We start from the raw sequence: 15,719 nt of genomic DNA on the forward strand, positions 1-15,719 counted from the left end.
TGGGTACGGACACTCGGAAGCACCACAAGGGGTAGTAGTTACATCCGTGTAGTTTTTCACCGCTCTCCCCAGGTACAACACATCTTGTCCACCGTTTCATCCACAGATCGGCCGCCGCTTCGACGCCCGGAAAAGGCCTGAATCACGCGCCTTTCGCTCGCGTCACCGGCATCCGTCCACAGATCCGACGCTACGGAGGGCCTCCGACATCGGATCGGTTGTGGAAACACCGCCTCGGCGTGTCGCGGGCGTGTCGCATGTGCCCGATGGATGCCCGTGCCGGGCGCACCTCCGCGATTGATACCGTTGTGGGGTGGCGGGATATCGGGAACTCCTGCGCACCCGAGGGGTCGCGCGCATCATCGCCGCACAGCTGACGGCGCGCTTTCCCAACGGGATGACGAGCCTCGCGATCCTCCTCCACGTCGAGCAGCAGACCGGCTCCTACGGCGCGGCGGGCCTCGTGCTCGCTGCAGCCTCGATCGGCCAGGCCACCGCCGGCCCCGTCACGAGCCGCTGGATGGGCATCTGGGGCATGCGCCGCGTGCTCACGATCACCACGGCCGTGTGCGCCGCAGCGATCGTCGTGCTCGCCCTCGCACCCCTGAACATCGTCGGATACATGATCTTCGGGCTCATCGCGGGCCTGTCCACCCCGCCGGTGCAGTCGGCGGTCCGCACGATCTACCCGAAGATCGTCAACTCCCGTCAGCTCACGCCGCTGTTCTCCCTCGACGCGAGCCTGCAGGAGATCATCTGGATCCTCGCGCCCGTCGTCATCACGCTCGTCGCCACGCAGGTCGGCACCGTGCCGGCGCTCCTGCTCATCGTCGTGTTCCTCGTCGGCGGCGGCACGTGGTTCATCCTCTCCCCCGAACTCGGCCGCGTGCGCATCCCGCGCAGCCGCCGCGGGTTCGGCCGCGTGCTCGGCAAGCCCGTCGTGCTGCTCGCGACCGTCATCGGCTTCCTCCTCATCGGCGGCGCCTCGGCCGTCGAGGCGGCCGTCGTCGCGACGTTCGGCCACGGCGGCCTCGAGGCGGGCCTCGTGCTCGCGGTCTTCTCCGTCGGCAGCCTCATCGGCGGGCTCGCGTTCGGCCACATCCCGATGGGTCCGTGGGCGATGGCACGCCGCCTCACCGCCGTCGCGGTCGGGCTCGTCGCCGCCTCGTTCTTCGTCAGCGACATCACGCCCGCCACTCCGTGGTGGGTGAGCGCCTGCCTGCTCGTCGCGGGCGCCGGTGTCGCGCCCGCCCTCGCCGTGATGTTCGCGATGACCTCGGCATCCGTGAAGTTCAGCGAGACCGCCGAGGCGTACGGCTGGATCGGCACCGGCCAGCTGATCGGCGCCGCCCTCGGCTCGGCCGTCGCGGGCTTCCTCATCGACGGCGTCGGCCCCGCCGGGGCCTACGCCGCGGCGGCCGCGTTCGCGATCCTCGGCGCGCTCGTCGCGACGGCGTTCGTGCGCGGCTTCCCCGACCTGCGCGGCCGCGACGCGAGCCCGATCCCCGACACCGAGCCGGTGCCGGTCATCACCTGAGCGTGTCGATATCCTGACCGCATGCCGGCACCTCTCACCCTCCCCCGTCTGTCGTGGGGCGACCCGCACGCCACCACACACGCGCTGCTCGTCCACGGCCTCGGCTCGAACGGCGCGCTGATGTGGCTCTACGGCGTCGCGCTGGCGGATGCCGGGTGGCACGCCACCGCCGTCGACCTGCGCGGCCACGGCACGGCCCCGCGGGCGGTCGACTACTCGATCGCCGCGTACGCCGCCGACCTCGTGCACACGGCGGCTCCCGACGGCGAGCCGTGGGATCTCGTCGTGGGCCACTCGCTCGGCGGCGCGGCGGCCACCAGCGCGAGCGCGGCGACGCCCGCGTGGACGCGGCGCCTCGTGCTCGTCGACCCGGCCATCCACCTCGCCGACCACGACCGCGAGGTCGTCCGCACGAGTCAGGAGCGCGCGTTCGCCGATCCGTCGGAGGCGGCGGTGCGGGCGGAGCACCCCACGTGGCATCCGAACGACATCGAGCTGAAGGCGCTCTCCGCCGCGCAGGCGAGCCGCTGGGCGGTCGAGCAGACGAGCGCCCAGAACACCCCGTGGGACGTCCGCGCCGCCGCGGCGCGGCTGACCGTGCCGACGCACATCATCGCGAGCGACCCGAAGGTGTACTCCATCTTCAAGGGCGCCCTCGCGGAGGAGGTGTCGCGAAACCCCGTCGTCACGATGTCGGTCGTCACCGGCGCCGGCCACTCGCCGCATCGCGACAAGCCCGACGACACGATGCGTCACCTCGCCGCCGCGCTCGGCTGAGCGCGCTGCGTGGCGCCGACGCGCGGTTCAGGCGATGCGGCGGAGCACGTGGAGGAGCGCGAGCGCGTAGGCATCCTCGGGCTGCGGATGCTCGAACGCCGCCGCCTCCCCCGCGAACACGATCTCGACGCGGTACGTGTCGGCGAGGCGCACGAGTGAGCGGAACGCACCGCGCAGCAGCTCGCGCAGCTGGTCCTCGCGCGGCAGCCACAGCGCGTCGTCGAGCGCGACCGAATCGAGCGCCCACTCCGTCGTGCCGTTGAACGCGAGGATCGTGCCGGTCGGGTAGCGGCGCGGCTCGATCGTCATCTCGCTCACCGTGAACACGTCGGCGTCGAACTCGGGCTCGTCGAGCTGGAACCGGTCCCCCGAGGCCGGATGCCACGCGAGCCCGGCGTCGCGCAGCGCCGCGGCGAGGTCGGTCGAGATCATGCGTCCATCCTGCCCGCCCGCGGGCGGTGCCAGGGCCGCGCCGACCGTGGTGGCCGCGCCGGCCGCGCCGGGCCGGCGCGGCGGGGCCAGGATAGAGGGGTGACCGATTTCGACCCCGCCGCGTATCTGTCCGACGAGCTGTTGGAGCGCATCCGCTCCCGCGCCGCTGCCGTCGACGCCGAGAACCGCTTCCCCGACGAGGACCTCGCCGAGTTGACGGATGCCGGGTATCTCGCGATCCTCGTGCCGAAGGCGCTCGGCGGCGCGGGCCTCGGGCTCGCCGAGGCATCCATTCTGCAGCAGCGACTCGCCACGGCGGCGCCGGCGACGGCGCTCGCGATCAACATGCACCTCGTCTGGACGGGGGTCGCGAAGGTGTTCAGCGACCGCGGCATTTCGGGGCTGGAGTTCGTGCAGGAGGGCGCGGCGGCCGGCGAGGTGTTCGCGTTCGGCATCAGCGAGGCGGGCAACGACCTCGTGCTCTTCGGCAGCGACACCGTCGCCGAGCCCCAGCCCGACGGCTCCTACGCGTTCACCGGTGCGAAGATCTTCACTTCGCTCGGCCCGGTGTGGACCCAGCTCGGCCTCCACGGACTCGACATCACCTCGCCGGACGGCCCGCAGATGGTCTACGCCTTCGTCCCGCGGACCGATGCCGTCACGACGCGCGACGACTGGGACACCGTCGGCATGCGCGGCACGCAGTCGCGCACGACCGAGCTGCACGGGGCCGTGGCTCCCGCCGACCGCGTGGTCCGCCGCGTCGCCCCGGGGCCGAACCCCGACCCGATCGTGTTCGGCATCTTCAGCGTGTTCGAGGTGCTCCTGGCATCCGTGTACACCGGCATCGCGCGACGGGCGCTCGACCTCGCGGTGCTCACCGCGAAGAAGCGCACCTCGAAGAAGACCGGCCTCGCCTACGCGGATGACCCCGACATCCGCTGGCGTATCGCGGAGATGGCCCTCGCGTACGACGGGCTCCTCCCCCAGATCTCCTCGCTCGCGACCGACGTCGACCAGCGGGCCGACCACGGCGCGCTGTGGTTCGCGAAGCTGTCGGGGCTCAAGCACCGTGCGGTCGTCGCCGCGAAGCAGATCGTCGACGAGGCGATGCTCGTCGCGGGCGGATCGAGCTACTTCACCCGCAACGAGCTCAGCCGTCTCTACCGCGACGTGCTGGCCGGCATGTTCCACCCCTCCGACCCCGAGTCGGCGCACGCAACCGTCGCGGCCGCCTGGCTCGGGCCCGTCTCCAGCTGACCCGGCGCAAACCCCAAACCCCAAACCCCAAACCCCAAACCCCAACTGCAAGGGTTTCGACCCGACACGCCGCCGTCACGGGCATCCATCCGGCGTGTCGCGCACGATCCCTTGCAGTTGCGGCGACGCGGATGCCCGTGTGCACGACGCCGGCCGGGGTCCGGCGACCAGGCGCCCGAGCGACAGGCGCCCGAGCGCCGCCGCAGGTCAGCGGCTCTCGAGGTCGTAGGCCTTCAGGAGTTCGGCGACGGCCTGCTCGCGCTCGGCGCCGCCCTCGGCGAACATGTGCGCCACGTGGGTGCGCAGGTGGTTCTCGATGAGCAGCTTGTCGAGCGACGCGAGCGCCTTCTGCACGGCACGCGACTGGGCGATGATGTCCATGCAGTAGTCCTCGTTCTCGATCATCTTGGCGAGGCCTCGCACCTGACCTTCGAGGATGCTCGTGCGGTGCAGGGCACGCTTCTTGATGTCGTCGATCACGCCGCAAGGATACGCCGCGGCCTGACCATCGTGCGAAACTGACGGCATGGCCCGCACCCCGACCGAACTCCTCAGCCCTGCCGATCAGGAGCGGCGCCGATCGCTGCGGTTCATGAAGGGCGTCGCCCTCGGCGCGCTGGTGTTCATGGCGGTCGTCTTCGTCATCGCGTTCACGCTGCAGGACCGCTACCCGTGGCTCGGCTACGTGCGCGCCGCGGCGGAGGGCGGCATGGTCGGTGCCCTGGCCGACTGGTTCGCCGTCACGGCGCTTTTCCGCCACCCCCTCGGCATCCCGATCCCGCACACCGCGATCATCCCGAAGCGCAAGGACGAGATCGGCCGGAGCCTGGGCGAGTTCATCGAGACGAACTTCCTCGAGGGCGACGTCGTGCGCGCGAAGCTCGAATCGACGAACATCGCCGCGACCGCCGGCGCGTGGCTGCGCCGGCCCGAGAACGCCGAGCTGGTCTCTCGCGAGGCCTCGGCGATGGCCACCGGCATCCTCAATGCGCTCAGCGACGACGAGGTGCAGGACCTCATCGGCGATCTCGCCCGCGAGCACCTGCTCCAGCCGGAGTGGGCGCCGACGATGGGCGGGTGGCTCGAACGGGTGGTGGATGCCGGGGCGCACCACGGCGCCGTCGACCTCGCCGTCGACAGCATCTCGACCTGGCTGCAGGCCAACCGCGACTCGTTCACCGGGCTCGTCTCGCGCCGCCTGCCGTCGTGGGTGCCGTCGGTGGCGATGCGGCTCGTCGACGACACCGTCTATCACGAGGCGGTGAAGTTCGCGGCGGCCGTGCAGGCCGATCCCGAGCATCCCGCCCGCCACGCCATCGACCGCTACCTGACGCGCCTGGCCGAGAACCTGCAGCACGATCCGGCGACGATCGCCCGGCTCGAAGACGCCAAGAGCGCGGTGTTCGACAGCCCGCGCGTGCGCGAGCTCGCCGCCGAGGCGTGGAACACCGCGAAGGCGGGGCTCCTGCGGAGCCTCGCCGACCCGGAGAGCGCGTTGCGGCGCCGCATGAGCGCGGCCCTCGTCGAGGTCGGCGACCGGCTCGCCTCCGACACGGCGCTGCAGGAGCGGGTCGACAACCGGGTCGCCGACGCCGCCGTCTTCCTCGTCGACCGCTACCGCCACGACATCGCCTCGATCATCACCGACACCGTCGAGAAGTGGGACCCGGCCGAGACCACCGAGAAGATCGAGCTGATGGTCGGCCGCGACCTGCAGTACATCCGCCTGAACGGCACGATCGTGGGTGCGCTCGCGGGCCTCGCGATCTATGCGATCGCGCAGGCCGTGCTCACGTGAGCGCCGTCCTCGCCCCGCCGGAGCACCGGGAGTACCGTGGGGGCGTGAGCGAACAGCCGGACCAGCTGCTGTTCACCTACGGCAGCCTGCAGGATGCCGAGGTGCAGCTCGACACGTTCGGGCGCCTCGTCGTGTCGCAGCCCGCGACGCTGCCCGGGTACACGATCGACTACATCGAGATCGACGACGCGCGCCTCTCCGACGTGGCGGGACCGTCGGTGCATCCCGTGCTCCGGCACACCGGCAACGCCCTCGACAAGGTCGTCGGCACGGTCGTGCACGTCACGAGCGAAGAGCTCGACGCCGCCGACGAGTTCGAGGCGGCGCTGTACCGCCGCGCGCGGGTGCGCCTCGCGAACGGGCGAGATGCCTGGGTGTACGTCGGATGAGCGCGCCCCCGCACGGCACGCCCTCGCACGGCGAGCCCTCGCCCGGTCCACCCTCGTACGATCCGCTCTGGCCGCGCGCGGGCGGGTGGCCGGCCCCAGCGCCGGGTGACCGGGTCGACGCGGTGCTGCTCGGCGCGCCCGCGCACCGCACCTCGCTGTCGCCCACCGGCGCCGACGCCACGCCCGGCGCCGTCCGCGAGGCGCTCCGCCGCTTCAGCCCGACGCTGCTCGGTCCGCCGCCGATCGACCTCGCCGAGGAGCTTCAGATCGCCGATGCCGGCGACGTCGGCGATCCCGATGGACCCGAGGGCGAGGCCCGCCTGCGTACGCGAGTGGAGGCGCTCGCCGAGGCATCCGACCTCGTCGCCGTGCTCGGCGGCGACAACTCCGTGACCTACGCGGCGGCGCAGGGCGCCGGGGCGGCCGGGCTCATCACCCTCGACGCGCACTTCGACCTCCGCGACGGGGTGTCCAACGGCTCCCCCGTGCGCCGCCTCGTCGAGGACGGACTCGACCCGCGCCGCATCGTGCAGCTCGGCATCGCCGACTTCGCGAACTCCGCCGCCTACGCGCGGCGCGCCGCCGACGTGGGCATACGGGTGATCACCCTCGACGAGCTGCGTCGCCGCGGCATCGATGACGCCGTCGCGGAGGCGCGCGAGATCGCCGGCGGCGGGGCGGCCGGTGCGACGGCCGGCGGGGGCATCCATCTCGACATCGACGTCGACGTCTGCGATCGCTCGGTCGCGCCGGGCTGTCCCGCCTCGGTTCCCGGCGGGCTGCAGGCGTGGGAGCTGCGGGCTCTCGTGCGCGGCATCGCCGCAGACCCGCGGGTGCGCAGCGCCGACCTCGTCGAGGTCGACGCGACGGCGGATGCGCCGGACGGACGCACCGTGCGCCTCGCCGCCCTGTGCGTTTTGGAACTTCTCGCGGGCCTGCACGCCCGGAAGGGAGCCACTCGATGACGACGCTCGTGCTCGTGCGCCACGCGAAGAGCGATTGGGGCAGCCCGTCGCTCGACGACCACGACCGGCCGCTGAACGCCCGCGGGATGCGCGACGCGCCGGCACAGGCCCGGCGCCTGGCGGCGGCGCTCGAGGCATCCGACGTCCGCCTCGACGTGCTGCTGTCGTCGACCGCGCTCCGCGCCCGCACCACCGCGGCGTTCTTCGGCGCGGCGCTCGGTCTCGAACCCGAGCTCGACCCCGACCTGTACGGCGCACCGGCGTCGCGCCTGCTGGCCGCCGCCGCGGAGCGCGGTGTCGACGCCGTGATGGTCGTCGCACACGATCCCGGGATGACAGTGCTCGCCGAGCGCCTCTCAAGCGGCGCGATCGGTCACATGCCGACGTGCGCCGTCGCCACGTTCCGGTGGGAGAGCTCCGACTGGGACGTGGCGACGGCGGTCGATCCGGATGCCTGGAGCTTCGACGCTCCCGGACACGGCGGCTGACGCCGCGGGTGAGCGTGCCGCTCAGACCACCGGTTGCTGCAACTCGGTGATCCACTCCGACTGCGGGCCGTCGGAGTAGAGGTACACCTCCCGGCACGGGCCCGTGAACACGTCGCCCGCGTCGGCGGCGGTCTTCATGACCTCGTGCCAGGCGAGGCCGATGCCGGCCATGTCGCCGTGGTACGTGTGCGAGACCGCGCGCTCGACGGCGGGAAGCGTGACGATCTGCCACGCGTCGCCTTCCACCGGGTCGTCGCCGGCGATCCACGAGACCCACACCCGCAGGTCGTCGCTGCCTTCCACCGGTTCGTACCAGAAGATGCCGGGCTCGCGGAACTCGACGCCCGAGTCCTTCAGCGCGTCGATGAGCGGCGGCAGGATGCGGTCGATGACGGGGGTCACGTTGTCGGGCCCGCTCGACGATCCGCACGAGATCGCCGATCTGCTCGGGCGCGTAACGGCGGTATCCAGACCGCTCGTCGACGTCGGCCGGCCGCAGCAGGCCGATCGCGTCGTAGTGGCGCAGCATGCGGGCGCTGACGTGCCCGAAGGCCGCGAACTCTCCGATGGTGTACATGGTGGAGTCCATGCTCGACCTTGACACAGTGAGAGGGTCAAGCGGCACCGGCGGCGTCAGCTCTGCCGCACGCCGCCGCGATACACCTCGTGGACGAGGGGAACGCCGGGCCGGTACGCGAGGTGCGTGCGGGTCGGGGCGTTCAGGATCAGAGCGTCGGCCCGCGCGCCGACGCCGAGGTGTCCGACGTCGGTGCGGCGGAGCGCCCGGGCGCCGCCGGCGGTCGCCGCCCACACCGCTTCGGCGACGGTCATCCCCATCTCACGCACGGCGAGGGCGATCATGAGCGGCATCGAGCTCGTGAAGCTCGTTCCGGGATTGCAGTCGCTCGCGAGCGCGACCGTCACGCCCGCGTCGATCAGGCGACGCGCGTCGGGGTACGGATGCCGCGTCGAGAACTCGACCCCCGGCAGCAGCGTCGCGACCGTGTCGCTGTCGGCGAGGGCGGCGATGTCGTCCGCCGACAGGTACGTGCAGTGATCGACGGATGCCGCACCGAGCTCGACGGCGAGGCGGACGCCCTCGCCCGGGCCGAGCTGATTGCCGTGCACGCGCGGGGTCAGTCCCGCCGACGTACCGGCGCGGAGGATCCGCGCGGTCTCGGCGGGCGTGAAGGCCCCGGTCTCGCAGAAGGCGTCGATCCAGCGGGCGTGCGGGCGGACCGCGTCGAGCATCGGACCTACGACGAGGTCGACGTAGGCGTCGCGGTCGTCCTCGAACTCGGCGGGCACGACGTGCGCGCCGAGGAACGTGACCTCGGGCGTGACCTCCGCCGCGAGCCGCGCGAGCCGCGCCTCGCCGTCGACGGTCAGGTCGTAGCCCGTCTTCACCTCGAAGGTCGTCGTGCCCTGGGCGTGCAGCTCGGCGACGAGACCGGTAAGACGCGCGCGGAGCTCCTCGTCGCTCGCGGCGCGCGTCGCCGCCACCGTCCGACGGATGCCGCCGGCGGCATACGGCACCCCCGCCATCCGCGCCTCGAACTCGTCGGCGCGGTCGCCGCCGAACACGAGGTGCGTGTGGCTGTCGACGAAGCCCGGCAGGGCCGCCCGGCCCCCGGCATCCACGACCTCCGTCGCTGTATCCTCCACGCCGGGGGCGTCGTCCGCGCGCCCGACCCAGGCGACGCGCCCGTCGCGGATCAGCAGCGCCCCGTCGGTGATCGTGCCGCACGGGTTACCCGGCACGTCGACGTTCGTCGTCAGCTCGCCGATGTTCGTGATGAGCAGGTCGGTCACGGCGTGTCCAGCATCGGGATCGTGAGCCGGCGCTCGCGCGCGACCTCGCGGGCACGCTCGTATCCGGCATCCACGTGCCGCATGACGCCCGTGCCGGGGTCGTTCGTGAGCACGCGCTCGATCTTCTCGGCGGCGAGGTCCGTGCCGTCCGCGACGGTCACCTGCCCGGCGTGGATCGAGCGGCCGATGCCGACGCCGCCGCCGTGGTGGATCGACACCCAGGATGCCCCGGACGCCGTGTTCAGCAGCGCGTTCAGCAGCGGCCAGTCGGCGATCGCGTCGGAGCCGTCGGCCATCGCTTCGGTCTCTCGGTAGGGGCTCGCGACCGATCCGGCGTCGAGGTGGTCGCGGCCGATCACGATGGGGCCGGCGAGCTCGCCCGACGCGACCATCTCGTTGAACCGCAGCCCGGCGAGGTGGCGCTCCTTGTAGCCGAGCCAGCAGATCCGCGCCGGCAGGCCCTCGAAGTGCACGGTCTCCCCCGCCCGAGTCAGCCAGCGGCGGAGCCCGGCGTCGGCCGGGAAGAGCTCCATGACGGCGCGATCGGTCTTCGCGATGTCGGCCGGATCGCCCGACAGCGCGACCCAGCGGAACGGGCCGCGGCCCTCCTCGAACTGCGGCCGGATGTACGCCGGCACGAAGCCGGGGAACGCGAAGGCGCGCTCGAAGCCGCCGAGCTCCGCCTCGCGGCGGATCGAGTTGCCGTAGTCGAAGACCGCCGCGCCCGCGTCCTGGAAGCCGACCATCGCGGCGACGTGCGCCGCCATCGACGCGCGTGCCCGGTCGGTGAACGCCGCCGGGTCGGACGCGGCGGCATCCTTCCATTCCGCGACCGGAATGCCGATCGGCAGGTAGGCGAGCGGGTCGTGCGCGCTCGTCTGGTCGGTGACGATGTCGATCGCGATCTCGCCCGCCACCTGACGGCCCAGCAGCTCGGGGAAGACCTCGGCCGCGTTGCCGACGACGCCGACGCTGCGCGCCTCGCCGGCGGCCTTCGCCGCCGACACGCGCGCGACCGCGGTCTCCAGGTCGGTCGTGTACTCGTCGAGGTAGCCGTGCTCGACGCGGCGGCGCAGGCGCGACTCGTCGACGTCGACGATCAGCACCGCACCGTCGTTGAGCGTCACCGCCAGCGGCTGCGCGCCGCCCATGCCGCCGGCGCCCGCCGTGAGGGTCAGGGTGCCGGCGAGGCTCTCGCGCCCGAGCGAGCGGGCGACCGCGGCGAAGGTCTCGTACGTGCCCTGCAGGATGCCCTGCGTGCCGATGTAGATCCACGATCCGGCCGTCATCTGGCCGTACATCGTGAGTCCCAGCTCTTCGAGCCGACGGAACTCGGGCCAGGTCGCCCAGTCGCCGACGAGGTTCGAGTTCGCGATGAGCACCCGCGGCGCCCACTCATGCGTGCGGAAGACGCCGACGGGCTTTCCCGACTGCACGAGCAGGGTCTCGTCGGGCTCGAGCTCGTCGAGGGTGCGCACGATCGCGTCGTACGCCGCCCACGACCGCGCGGCACGGCCGGTGCCGCCGTAGACGACGAGGTCTTCGGGGTGCTCGGCGACCTCGGGGTCGAGGTTGTTCATCAGCATCCGCTTGGCCGCCTCGGCGCCCCAGCTCTTCGCGGTGCGCTCGGCGCCTCGCGGCGCGCGGACGGGTGGCCGGGCGGGCGTGTTCACAACGTCGGAGTTTCGGTCGTCAGCGGGCGTGATCATGGCTGTTCGGATCCTTTCAGGCCGAGAAATCCGACGTTGTGAACGCGGCCACGGCGTCACCCGCGGCGCGCGCGACCGCGCCCGAGAGCACGAGCTGCGTCACGGCCTCGATGTCGGGGCTGACGAAGGCGTCCGGACCCGGCCCGGCGACCCCGGCCCCGCGCACGAGGTCGCGCACCGCGCCGGTGGCGGGGGCCGGTTCGAGCGGGGCGCGGAGGTCCAGGGCGCGGCATCCGGTCACGATCTCGATGGCGAGCACGCGCGCGAGGCCGTCGACCGCACGGCGCAGCTTGCGCGCCGCGGCCCAGCCCATCGAGACGTGGTCCTCCTGCATCGCAGACGACGGGATCGAGTCGACCGAGGCCGGCACCGCGAGGCGCTTGAGCTCGGAGACGATCCCGGCCGCGGCGTACTGCGCGATCATGAGGCCCGAGTCCACGCCGACCTCGTCGGCGAGGAACGGCGGCAGCCCGTTGCTGCGGGTGCGGTCGAGCGCCCGGTCGATGCGGCGTTCCGAGATGGATGCCACGTCGGCGGCCACGATCGCGAGGAAGTCGAGCACATACGCGACGGGTGCGCCGTGGAAGTTGCCGTTCGACTCGACGCGCCCGTCGGAGGTCACCACCGGGTTGTCGACCGCGGCGGCGAGCTCGCGGCCGGCGATCAGCGCCGCGTGCGTCAGTGTGTCGCGCGCGGCGCCGTGCACCTGCGGCGAGCAGCGCAGCGAGTAGGCGTCCTGCACCCGCGTGCACACCGCGGGGTCGCGGTGGCTCGCCATGATCGCCGATCCGGCGAGGAGGGCGCGCAGCCGCGCCGCCGAGTCGGCCTGTCCCACCTGCGGGCGGAGCGCCATGAGGTCGGCGGCGAACACGGCGTCGGTGCCGAGCTGGCTCTCGACCGAGAGGGCCGCGGCGACGTCGGCGACATCGAGAAGGTTCTCGAGGTCGTGGATGGCGAGGAGGAGCATGCCGAGCATGCCGTCGGTGCCGTTGATGAGGGCGAGGCCCTCCTTCTCCTCGAGCACGAGCGGAGCGATCCCGGCAGCGGAGAGTGCGCTCGCGGCATCCGTCTCTTCGCCGTCCGCGGTGCGCACCCGCCCCTCGCCGAGCGCCGCGAGCGCGACGTGCGACAGCGGCGCGAGATCGCCCGAGCAGCCGAGCGACCCGTACTCGCGGACGATCGGGGTGATGCCCGCGTCGAGCATCGCGGCGTAGGTGCCGACGACGACGGGGCGCACGCCCGTGTGTCCGGTCGCGAGGGTCTGCAGGCGCAGCAGCATGAGGGCGCGGATGACCTCGCGTTCGAGCTCGGCGCCCGTGCCCGCCGCGTGCGACCGGATGAGGGATGCCTGCAGCTGACGACGGCGCTCGGGCGCGATGAACGTGGTCGCGAGCGCCCCGAAGCCGGTCGAGATGCCGTAGTGCGGCTCGGGGTCGTCGGCGAGGCGCTCGATCAGGTCTCGGGCGGCGGCGACGCGGGCGCGGGCGTCCGGGGCGATCTCGACGCGCGCGCCGCTGCGGGCGACGGCGACGACCTCGGCGGGGGTGAGCGGACGTGCGCCCACGGTGATCGTGTCGGCGTCGGTCGTGGCGGCCGCCGGCGGGGTGGAAGAGCTCATGCACCGATTCCACCGCGGGAAGCGGGCGGGGACCAGGCTTTCCTGGCATGCTGTGTCTGTGATCCCAGACACCCAGCCGGCGCCGCAGGTGCCCGCGGCCGATCAGACGCTACGGATCCTCGCGTTCCTCTCGCGCCAGCGCGGTCCGGTCGCCGCGCGGACGATCGCCGACCAGCTCGGGATCCCGCGGTCATCCGTCTACCATCTGCTGCACGCGATGGCCGCCCACGGGTTCGTCGTGCACCTCGAGGCGGAGCGCCGCTGGGGGCTCGGCACCGCGGCGTTCGAGCTCGCGGGCGGCTACGCGCGCCAGCAGCCGCTCGCCCGGCTCGGCCGCCCCCTCGTGGCATCCCTCGCCGACCGCACGGGCGAGAGCGTCCACCTCGCGGTCATGAGCGGACGCGACGTCGTCTACATCGTCGAGGAGCGCGCACCCCGCCGCCCGGCGCTCGTGACGGATGTCGGCGTGCGCCTTCCCGCCCACCTCACCGCGACCGGGCGCGCGATGCTCGCCGCGCTCCCCCGCGAGCAGGTGCGCGCGCTGTACCCCGACGCGGCCGTGTTCGCCGATCGCACCGGCCAGGGTCCGCAGAACCCGTCGGCGCTCCGGGCGATCCTCCGCGAGGCGCGCACCACCGGCTACGCGACCGAGGACGGCGAGGTCACGCTCGGGTTCCGCTCCGTCGGCGTCGCCGTGCGCGACCACGCCGGATGGCCCGTCGCCGCGGTCGCGGTCACCTGGCAGGGCGACGAGGTCGACCCGGCGCGTCTCGCAGCCGCCGTCGCCCCCGCGGCGGCCGAGCTCGCACGGCGCATCAGCTGACGCGCGCCTCGGCTGATCCGCGCACAGCGGCGACGCCCCCGACTCAGCGCACTCAGCGCACGACGAGACGGGGTTCGACGAGCACGTGCGCCTCGTGCGCAACAACCCACGACGGTCACTACCCCGCGATCGCGCTCGACCGCGACGGCCGCGCCGTCGACACACTGACGACCAACGCCGGGCATCTGATCGGCACGGGCATCCTCGACCCGCACGAAGAGGCCGAGGTCGCCGCGCTGCTGACCGGCCCCGACGTCTCCTCCGGTTTCGGGCTGCGCACGCTCGCCACGACCTCCGGCGGCTACTGGCCGCTCAGCTATCACGGCGGCAGCGTCTGGACGCGCGACACCGCGATCGTCGCGCGCGGCATGGCCCGCGCAGGTCTCGACGGTCCCGCCCGTGAGGTGGTCGCGGGGCTGCTCGCCGCCGCGGAGGCTTTCGACTACCGCGTGCCCGAGCTGCACGCCGGTGACGCGGCATCCGAGACGCCTCGCCCGGCGCCGTACCCCGCCGCCTGCCGCCCGCAGGCGTGGTCGGCGGCTGCCGCGGTGACCGCGTGGGACGTGCTCGGCGCGCGGCCCGAGCCGGGCGGTAGCGGGCTCCGCCGTCAGTCGCCGGCGACGGCGACGACGGTGCCGCCGGTGAGGCGGACGAGCTCGCCGAAGGTCAGCGGGAAAACGGTGTGCGGCGTGCCGCCCGCCGCCCAGATCTCGGGGTAGGCGGCGAGCGCCTCGTCGACGACGGTGACGACGGGAGCCGGGTGACCGGTGGGCGCGACGCCGCCGATGGCCTGGCCGGTGGCCGCTCGCACCTGGTCGACGCTCGCGCGGACGATGTTCTCCCGGCCGAGGCGCGTCGCGAGGGCGGTCGTGTCGACGCGGTGCGCGCCGCTCGTCATCACGAGGAGCGGCTCGCCGTCCGACCAGAACACGAGGCTGTTCGCGATCGCGCCGACCTCGACCCCGAGCGCCGCCGCGGCGAGCGCGGCCGTCGACGCGGCATCCGGCAGCACGACGATCTCCCCCGATATCCCCGACTGGCGCAGGGCGTCTTGGACGAGCAGGCTCCGGGGCGACAGGGTGTCGGACATGGCCCGAGCCTAGCGGCCGCCCGGCGAGCGCGATCCGCGTCGCCGCCCGATCCCGGTGACTAACGCAGGAGAAGCGGCGCGCCGACCCGCGTCGGGCGACGTTTCCGCGTTCTCGGCGCAGGATCTCCTGCAGTCGTCACGGCTCGCCGCGCCGCCGTCGCCGCCCACATCTCGCGCAGGCCGACGAGCGCGGCGACGACCGCCTCCCGATGCCAGAAGATGTCCTCGGCGATCGGCCGGTAGGTCGCATAGCCGAGCGCCGCCGCAGCCTGATCCCTCCGCCGGTCCCGCTTCTGCTGCGCCCAGTCCGCGTGATGGGCCTCGCTGTCGCACTCGATGATCAGCCACCCGTCGACGAGGAAGTCGACCCGCCCGACGCCCGGGATCGACACCTGGCTCTCGACGTGGAAACCGAGTCTCCGGAGCACGAGGCGCAGGATGCTCTCGCTGCCGGCCTCGGCCGCCGCATCCACGAGGCGGAGCAGCACGCGCTGCCGCTGCGGCAGGCGCCGCGCCAGTTCCGCCAGGCCGTTCTCGTCGAGAAGCCCCCGATTCAAGGCGGAGTCCAGCGTGGCGATCGCCGCCGTCGCTCCCTGACACTGCACCGCGTCGGTCAGCGCGTCGAGCAGCTCGACGTTCGCGACCCGCGCCCGGCACGCGCCGTTCCAGTGCACCCGCACCCTCCGGAGGTCTCCGCGCAGGCGGCCGGCGCGGGCCGGGACCCGCACATGCAGCACTGCTGAGTCGAGGACGAACACGCCTCGCCTCGCCAGCTCGGAGACGCACGCGAGCTGCCCACCGATCTCGGACGCGGCGAGCGTCGCGGCGTCCACGTCCCCGGGCAGGTAGGCGTTGCGGCGGGCCCGGTGGACGGCGCCCGCCGCCACCGCTTCGCCGATGTGCCGCCACGTCAATCCGGAGCCGACGAGGTCGGCGCGCGACCACACCGGCCAGCTGACGGGCACCGGTGCGGCGGAGCGGGCGAGCGGGGCGTGGCTGATGTCGAACACAGGCCGACTCT

At 73.1% G+C, this 15,719-nt stretch carries 16 protein-coding genes and 2 pseudogenes; 9 read left to right on the forward strand and 9 right to left on the reverse strand.

Annotated elements, in window-relative coordinates; all coding sequences use genetic code 11:
- The first annotated feature begins 313 nt into the window (after positions 1-313).
- Entirely contained in the window at positions 314-1,537 is a 1,224-nt protein-coding gene (locus tag FHX68_RS05790) for an MFS transporter (RefSeq protein ID WP_141380295.1), read from the forward strand.
- A gap of 21 nt (positions 1,538-1,558) precedes the next feature.
- Complete coding sequence (locus tag FHX68_RS05795) at positions 1,559-2,314, forward strand: alpha/beta fold hydrolase (RefSeq protein WP_141380296.1); 756 nt, start codon at positions 1,559-1,561, stop codon at positions 2,312-2,314.
- Positions 2,315-2,341: 27 nt separating this feature from the next.
- On the opposite strand, the gene FHX68_RS05800 is transcribed toward FHX68_RS05795, so the two are convergent.
- Positions 2,342-2,746 carry a pilus assembly protein CpaE gene (locus tag FHX68_RS05800; protein WP_141380297.1) on the reverse strand — a complete coding sequence of 135 codons (405 nt, stop codon included), beginning with the start codon at positions 2,744-2,746 and terminating at the stop codon, positions 2,342-2,344.
- A 99-nt stretch (positions 2,747-2,845) separates the two neighbouring features.
- Here FHX68_RS05800 and FHX68_RS05805 point away from each other — a divergent pair, with 99 nt between their 5' ends.
- The gene (locus FHX68_RS05805; RefSeq protein WP_229661522.1) at positions 2,846-4,006 is read left to right on the forward strand and encodes an acyl-CoA dehydrogenase family protein; all 1,161 of its coding nucleotides are present in this window, start codon (positions 2,846-2,848) and stop codon (positions 4,004-4,006) included.
- A 207-nt stretch (positions 4,007-4,213) separates the two neighbouring features.
- Here FHX68_RS05805 and FHX68_RS05810 read toward each other — a convergent pair whose 3' ends face one another.
- Positions 4,214-4,486 (reverse strand): metal-sensitive transcriptional regulator, encoded by a 273-nt coding sequence (locus FHX68_RS05810; protein ID WP_141380299.1) that lies wholly within the window; start codon positions 4,484-4,486, stop codon positions 4,214-4,216.
- A 46-nt stretch (positions 4,487-4,532) separates the two neighbouring features.
- Here FHX68_RS05810 and FHX68_RS05815 point away from each other — a divergent pair, with 46 nt between their 5' ends.
- From FHX68_RS05815 to FHX68_RS05830, 4 genes are read left to right on the forward strand one after another with little or no spacing between them, the layout of a single operon-like run.
- A complete protein-coding gene (locus tag FHX68_RS05815) occupies positions 4,533-5,804 on the forward strand; it encodes a DUF445 domain-containing protein (RefSeq protein WP_141380300.1) in 1,272 nt (423 codons plus the stop codon).
- A 44-nt stretch (positions 5,805-5,848) separates the two neighbouring features.
- Entirely contained in the window at positions 5,849-6,193 is a 345-nt protein-coding gene (locus FHX68_RS05820; RefSeq protein ID WP_141380301.1) for a gamma-glutamylcyclotransferase family protein, read from the forward strand.
- Positions 6,190-7,158, forward strand: coding sequence for an arginase family protein (locus FHX68_RS05825; protein WP_141380302.1), 969 nt, complete (start codon positions 6,190-6,192; stop codon positions 7,156-7,158). Before FHX68_RS05820 ends, FHX68_RS05825 begins: the two co-directional genes overlap by 4 nt.
- Positions 7,155-7,646, forward strand: coding sequence for a SixA phosphatase family protein (locus FHX68_RS05830; protein ID WP_141380303.1), 492 nt, complete (start codon positions 7,155-7,157; stop codon positions 7,644-7,646). Before FHX68_RS05825 ends, FHX68_RS05830 begins: the two co-directional genes overlap by 4 nt.
- A 21-nt stretch (positions 7,647-7,667) precedes the next feature.
- Here FHX68_RS05830 and FHX68_RS05835 read toward each other — a convergent pair whose 3' ends face one another.
- The 5 genes and pseudogenes from FHX68_RS05835 to hutH all read right to left on the reverse strand — a co-directional run bounded on the left by FHX68_RS05835 (position 7,668) and on the right by hutH (position 12,785).
- Positions 7,668-8,048 carry a GyrI-like domain-containing protein gene (locus FHX68_RS05835; RefSeq protein ID WP_229661521.1) on the reverse strand — a complete coding sequence of 127 codons (381 nt, stop codon included), beginning with the start codon at positions 8,046-8,048 and terminating at the stop codon, positions 7,668-7,670.
- A gap of 79 nt (positions 8,049-8,127) precedes the next feature.
- Positions 8,128-8,235: pseudogene (locus tag FHX68_RS16260) on the reverse strand (MerR family DNA-binding transcriptional regulator); the annotation flags it as partial.
- Between the two features lie 44 nt (positions 8,236-8,279).
- On the reverse strand, positions 8,280-9,458 hold the full coding sequence (gene hutI / locus FHX68_RS05840) for an imidazolonepropionase (protein WP_141380304.1): 1,179 nt from the start codon (positions 9,456-9,458) through the stop codon (positions 8,280-8,282).
- On the reverse strand, positions 9,455-11,167 hold the full coding sequence (hutU, locus tag FHX68_RS05845) for a urocanate hydratase (RefSeq protein ID WP_141380305.1): 1,713 nt from the start codon (positions 11,165-11,167) through the stop codon (positions 9,455-9,457). Before hutU ends, hutI begins: the two co-directional genes overlap by 4 nt.
- Positions 11,168-11,183: 16 nt before the next feature.
- Complete coding sequence (gene hutH, locus FHX68_RS05850; protein WP_141380306.1) at positions 11,184-12,785, reverse strand: histidine ammonia-lyase; 1,602 nt, start codon at positions 12,783-12,785, stop codon at positions 11,184-11,186.
- Positions 12,786-12,837: 52 nt separating this feature from the next.
- Here hutH and FHX68_RS05855 point away from each other — a divergent pair, with 52 nt between their 5' ends.
- Positions 12,838-13,608, forward strand: coding sequence for an IclR family transcriptional regulator (locus FHX68_RS05855; protein WP_373288703.1), 771 nt, complete (start codon positions 12,838-12,840; stop codon positions 13,606-13,608).
- A gap of 104 nt (positions 13,609-13,712) precedes the next feature.
- Positions 13,713-14,177, forward strand: a pseudogene (locus FHX68_RS05860) (glucosidase family protein); the annotation flags it as partial.
- A 38-nt stretch (positions 14,178-14,215) separates the two neighbouring features.
- Here FHX68_RS05860 and FHX68_RS05865 read toward each other — a convergent pair.
- Both FHX68_RS05865 and FHX68_RS05870 read right to left on the reverse strand, forming a co-directional pair.
- Positions 14,216-14,698, reverse strand: a complete 483-nt coding sequence (locus FHX68_RS05865) for a YbaK/EbsC family protein (RefSeq protein WP_141380308.1) — start codon at positions 14,696-14,698, stop codon at positions 14,216-14,218.
- A gap of 59 nt (positions 14,699-14,757) precedes the next feature.
- Positions 14,758-15,708: an endonuclease domain-containing protein gene (locus tag FHX68_RS05870; RefSeq protein ID WP_141380309.1), complete on the reverse strand. Its 951-nt coding sequence runs from the start codon at positions 15,706-15,708 to the stop codon at positions 14,758-14,760.
- Positions 15,709-15,719 lie beyond the last annotated feature (11 nt).

The organism is Microbacterium lacticum, from assembly GCF_006716815.1.
In the GTDB taxonomy this organism is placed as follows: domain Bacteria; phylum Actinomycetota; class Actinomycetes; order Actinomycetales; family Microbacteriaceae; genus Microbacterium; species Microbacterium lacticum.

Coding starts and splice junctions, on each gene's coding strand:
- hutH (WP_141380306.1), bottom strand. CDS start 12,785: ATGAGCTCTTCCACCCCGCCGGCGGCCGCCACGACCGACGCCGACACG.
- FHX68_RS05830 (WP_141380303.1), top strand. CDS start 7,155: ATGACGACGCTCGTGCTCGTGCGCCACGCGAAGAGCGATTGGGGCAGC.
- FHX68_RS05825 (WP_141380302.1), top strand. CDS start 6,190: ATGAGCGCGCCCCCGCACGGCACGCCCTCGCACGGCGAGCCCTCGCCC.
- FHX68_RS05865 (WP_141380308.1), bottom strand. CDS start 14,698: ATGTCCGACACCCTGTCGCCCCGGAGCCTGCTCGTCCAAGACGCCCTG.
- FHX68_RS05815 (WP_141380300.1), top strand. CDS start 4,533: ATGGCCCGCACCCCGACCGAACTCCTCAGCCCTGCCGATCAGGAGCGG.
- FHX68_RS05795 (WP_141380296.1), top strand. CDS start 1,559: ATGCCGGCACCTCTCACCCTCCCCCGTCTGTCGTGGGGCGACCCGCAC.
- FHX68_RS05800 (WP_141380297.1), bottom strand. CDS start 2,746: ATGATCTCGACCGACCTCGCCGCGGCGCTGCGCGACGCCGGGCTCGCG.
- hutU (WP_141380305.1), bottom strand. CDS start 11,167: ATGATCACGCCCGCTGACGACCGAAACTCCGACGTTGTGAACACGCCC.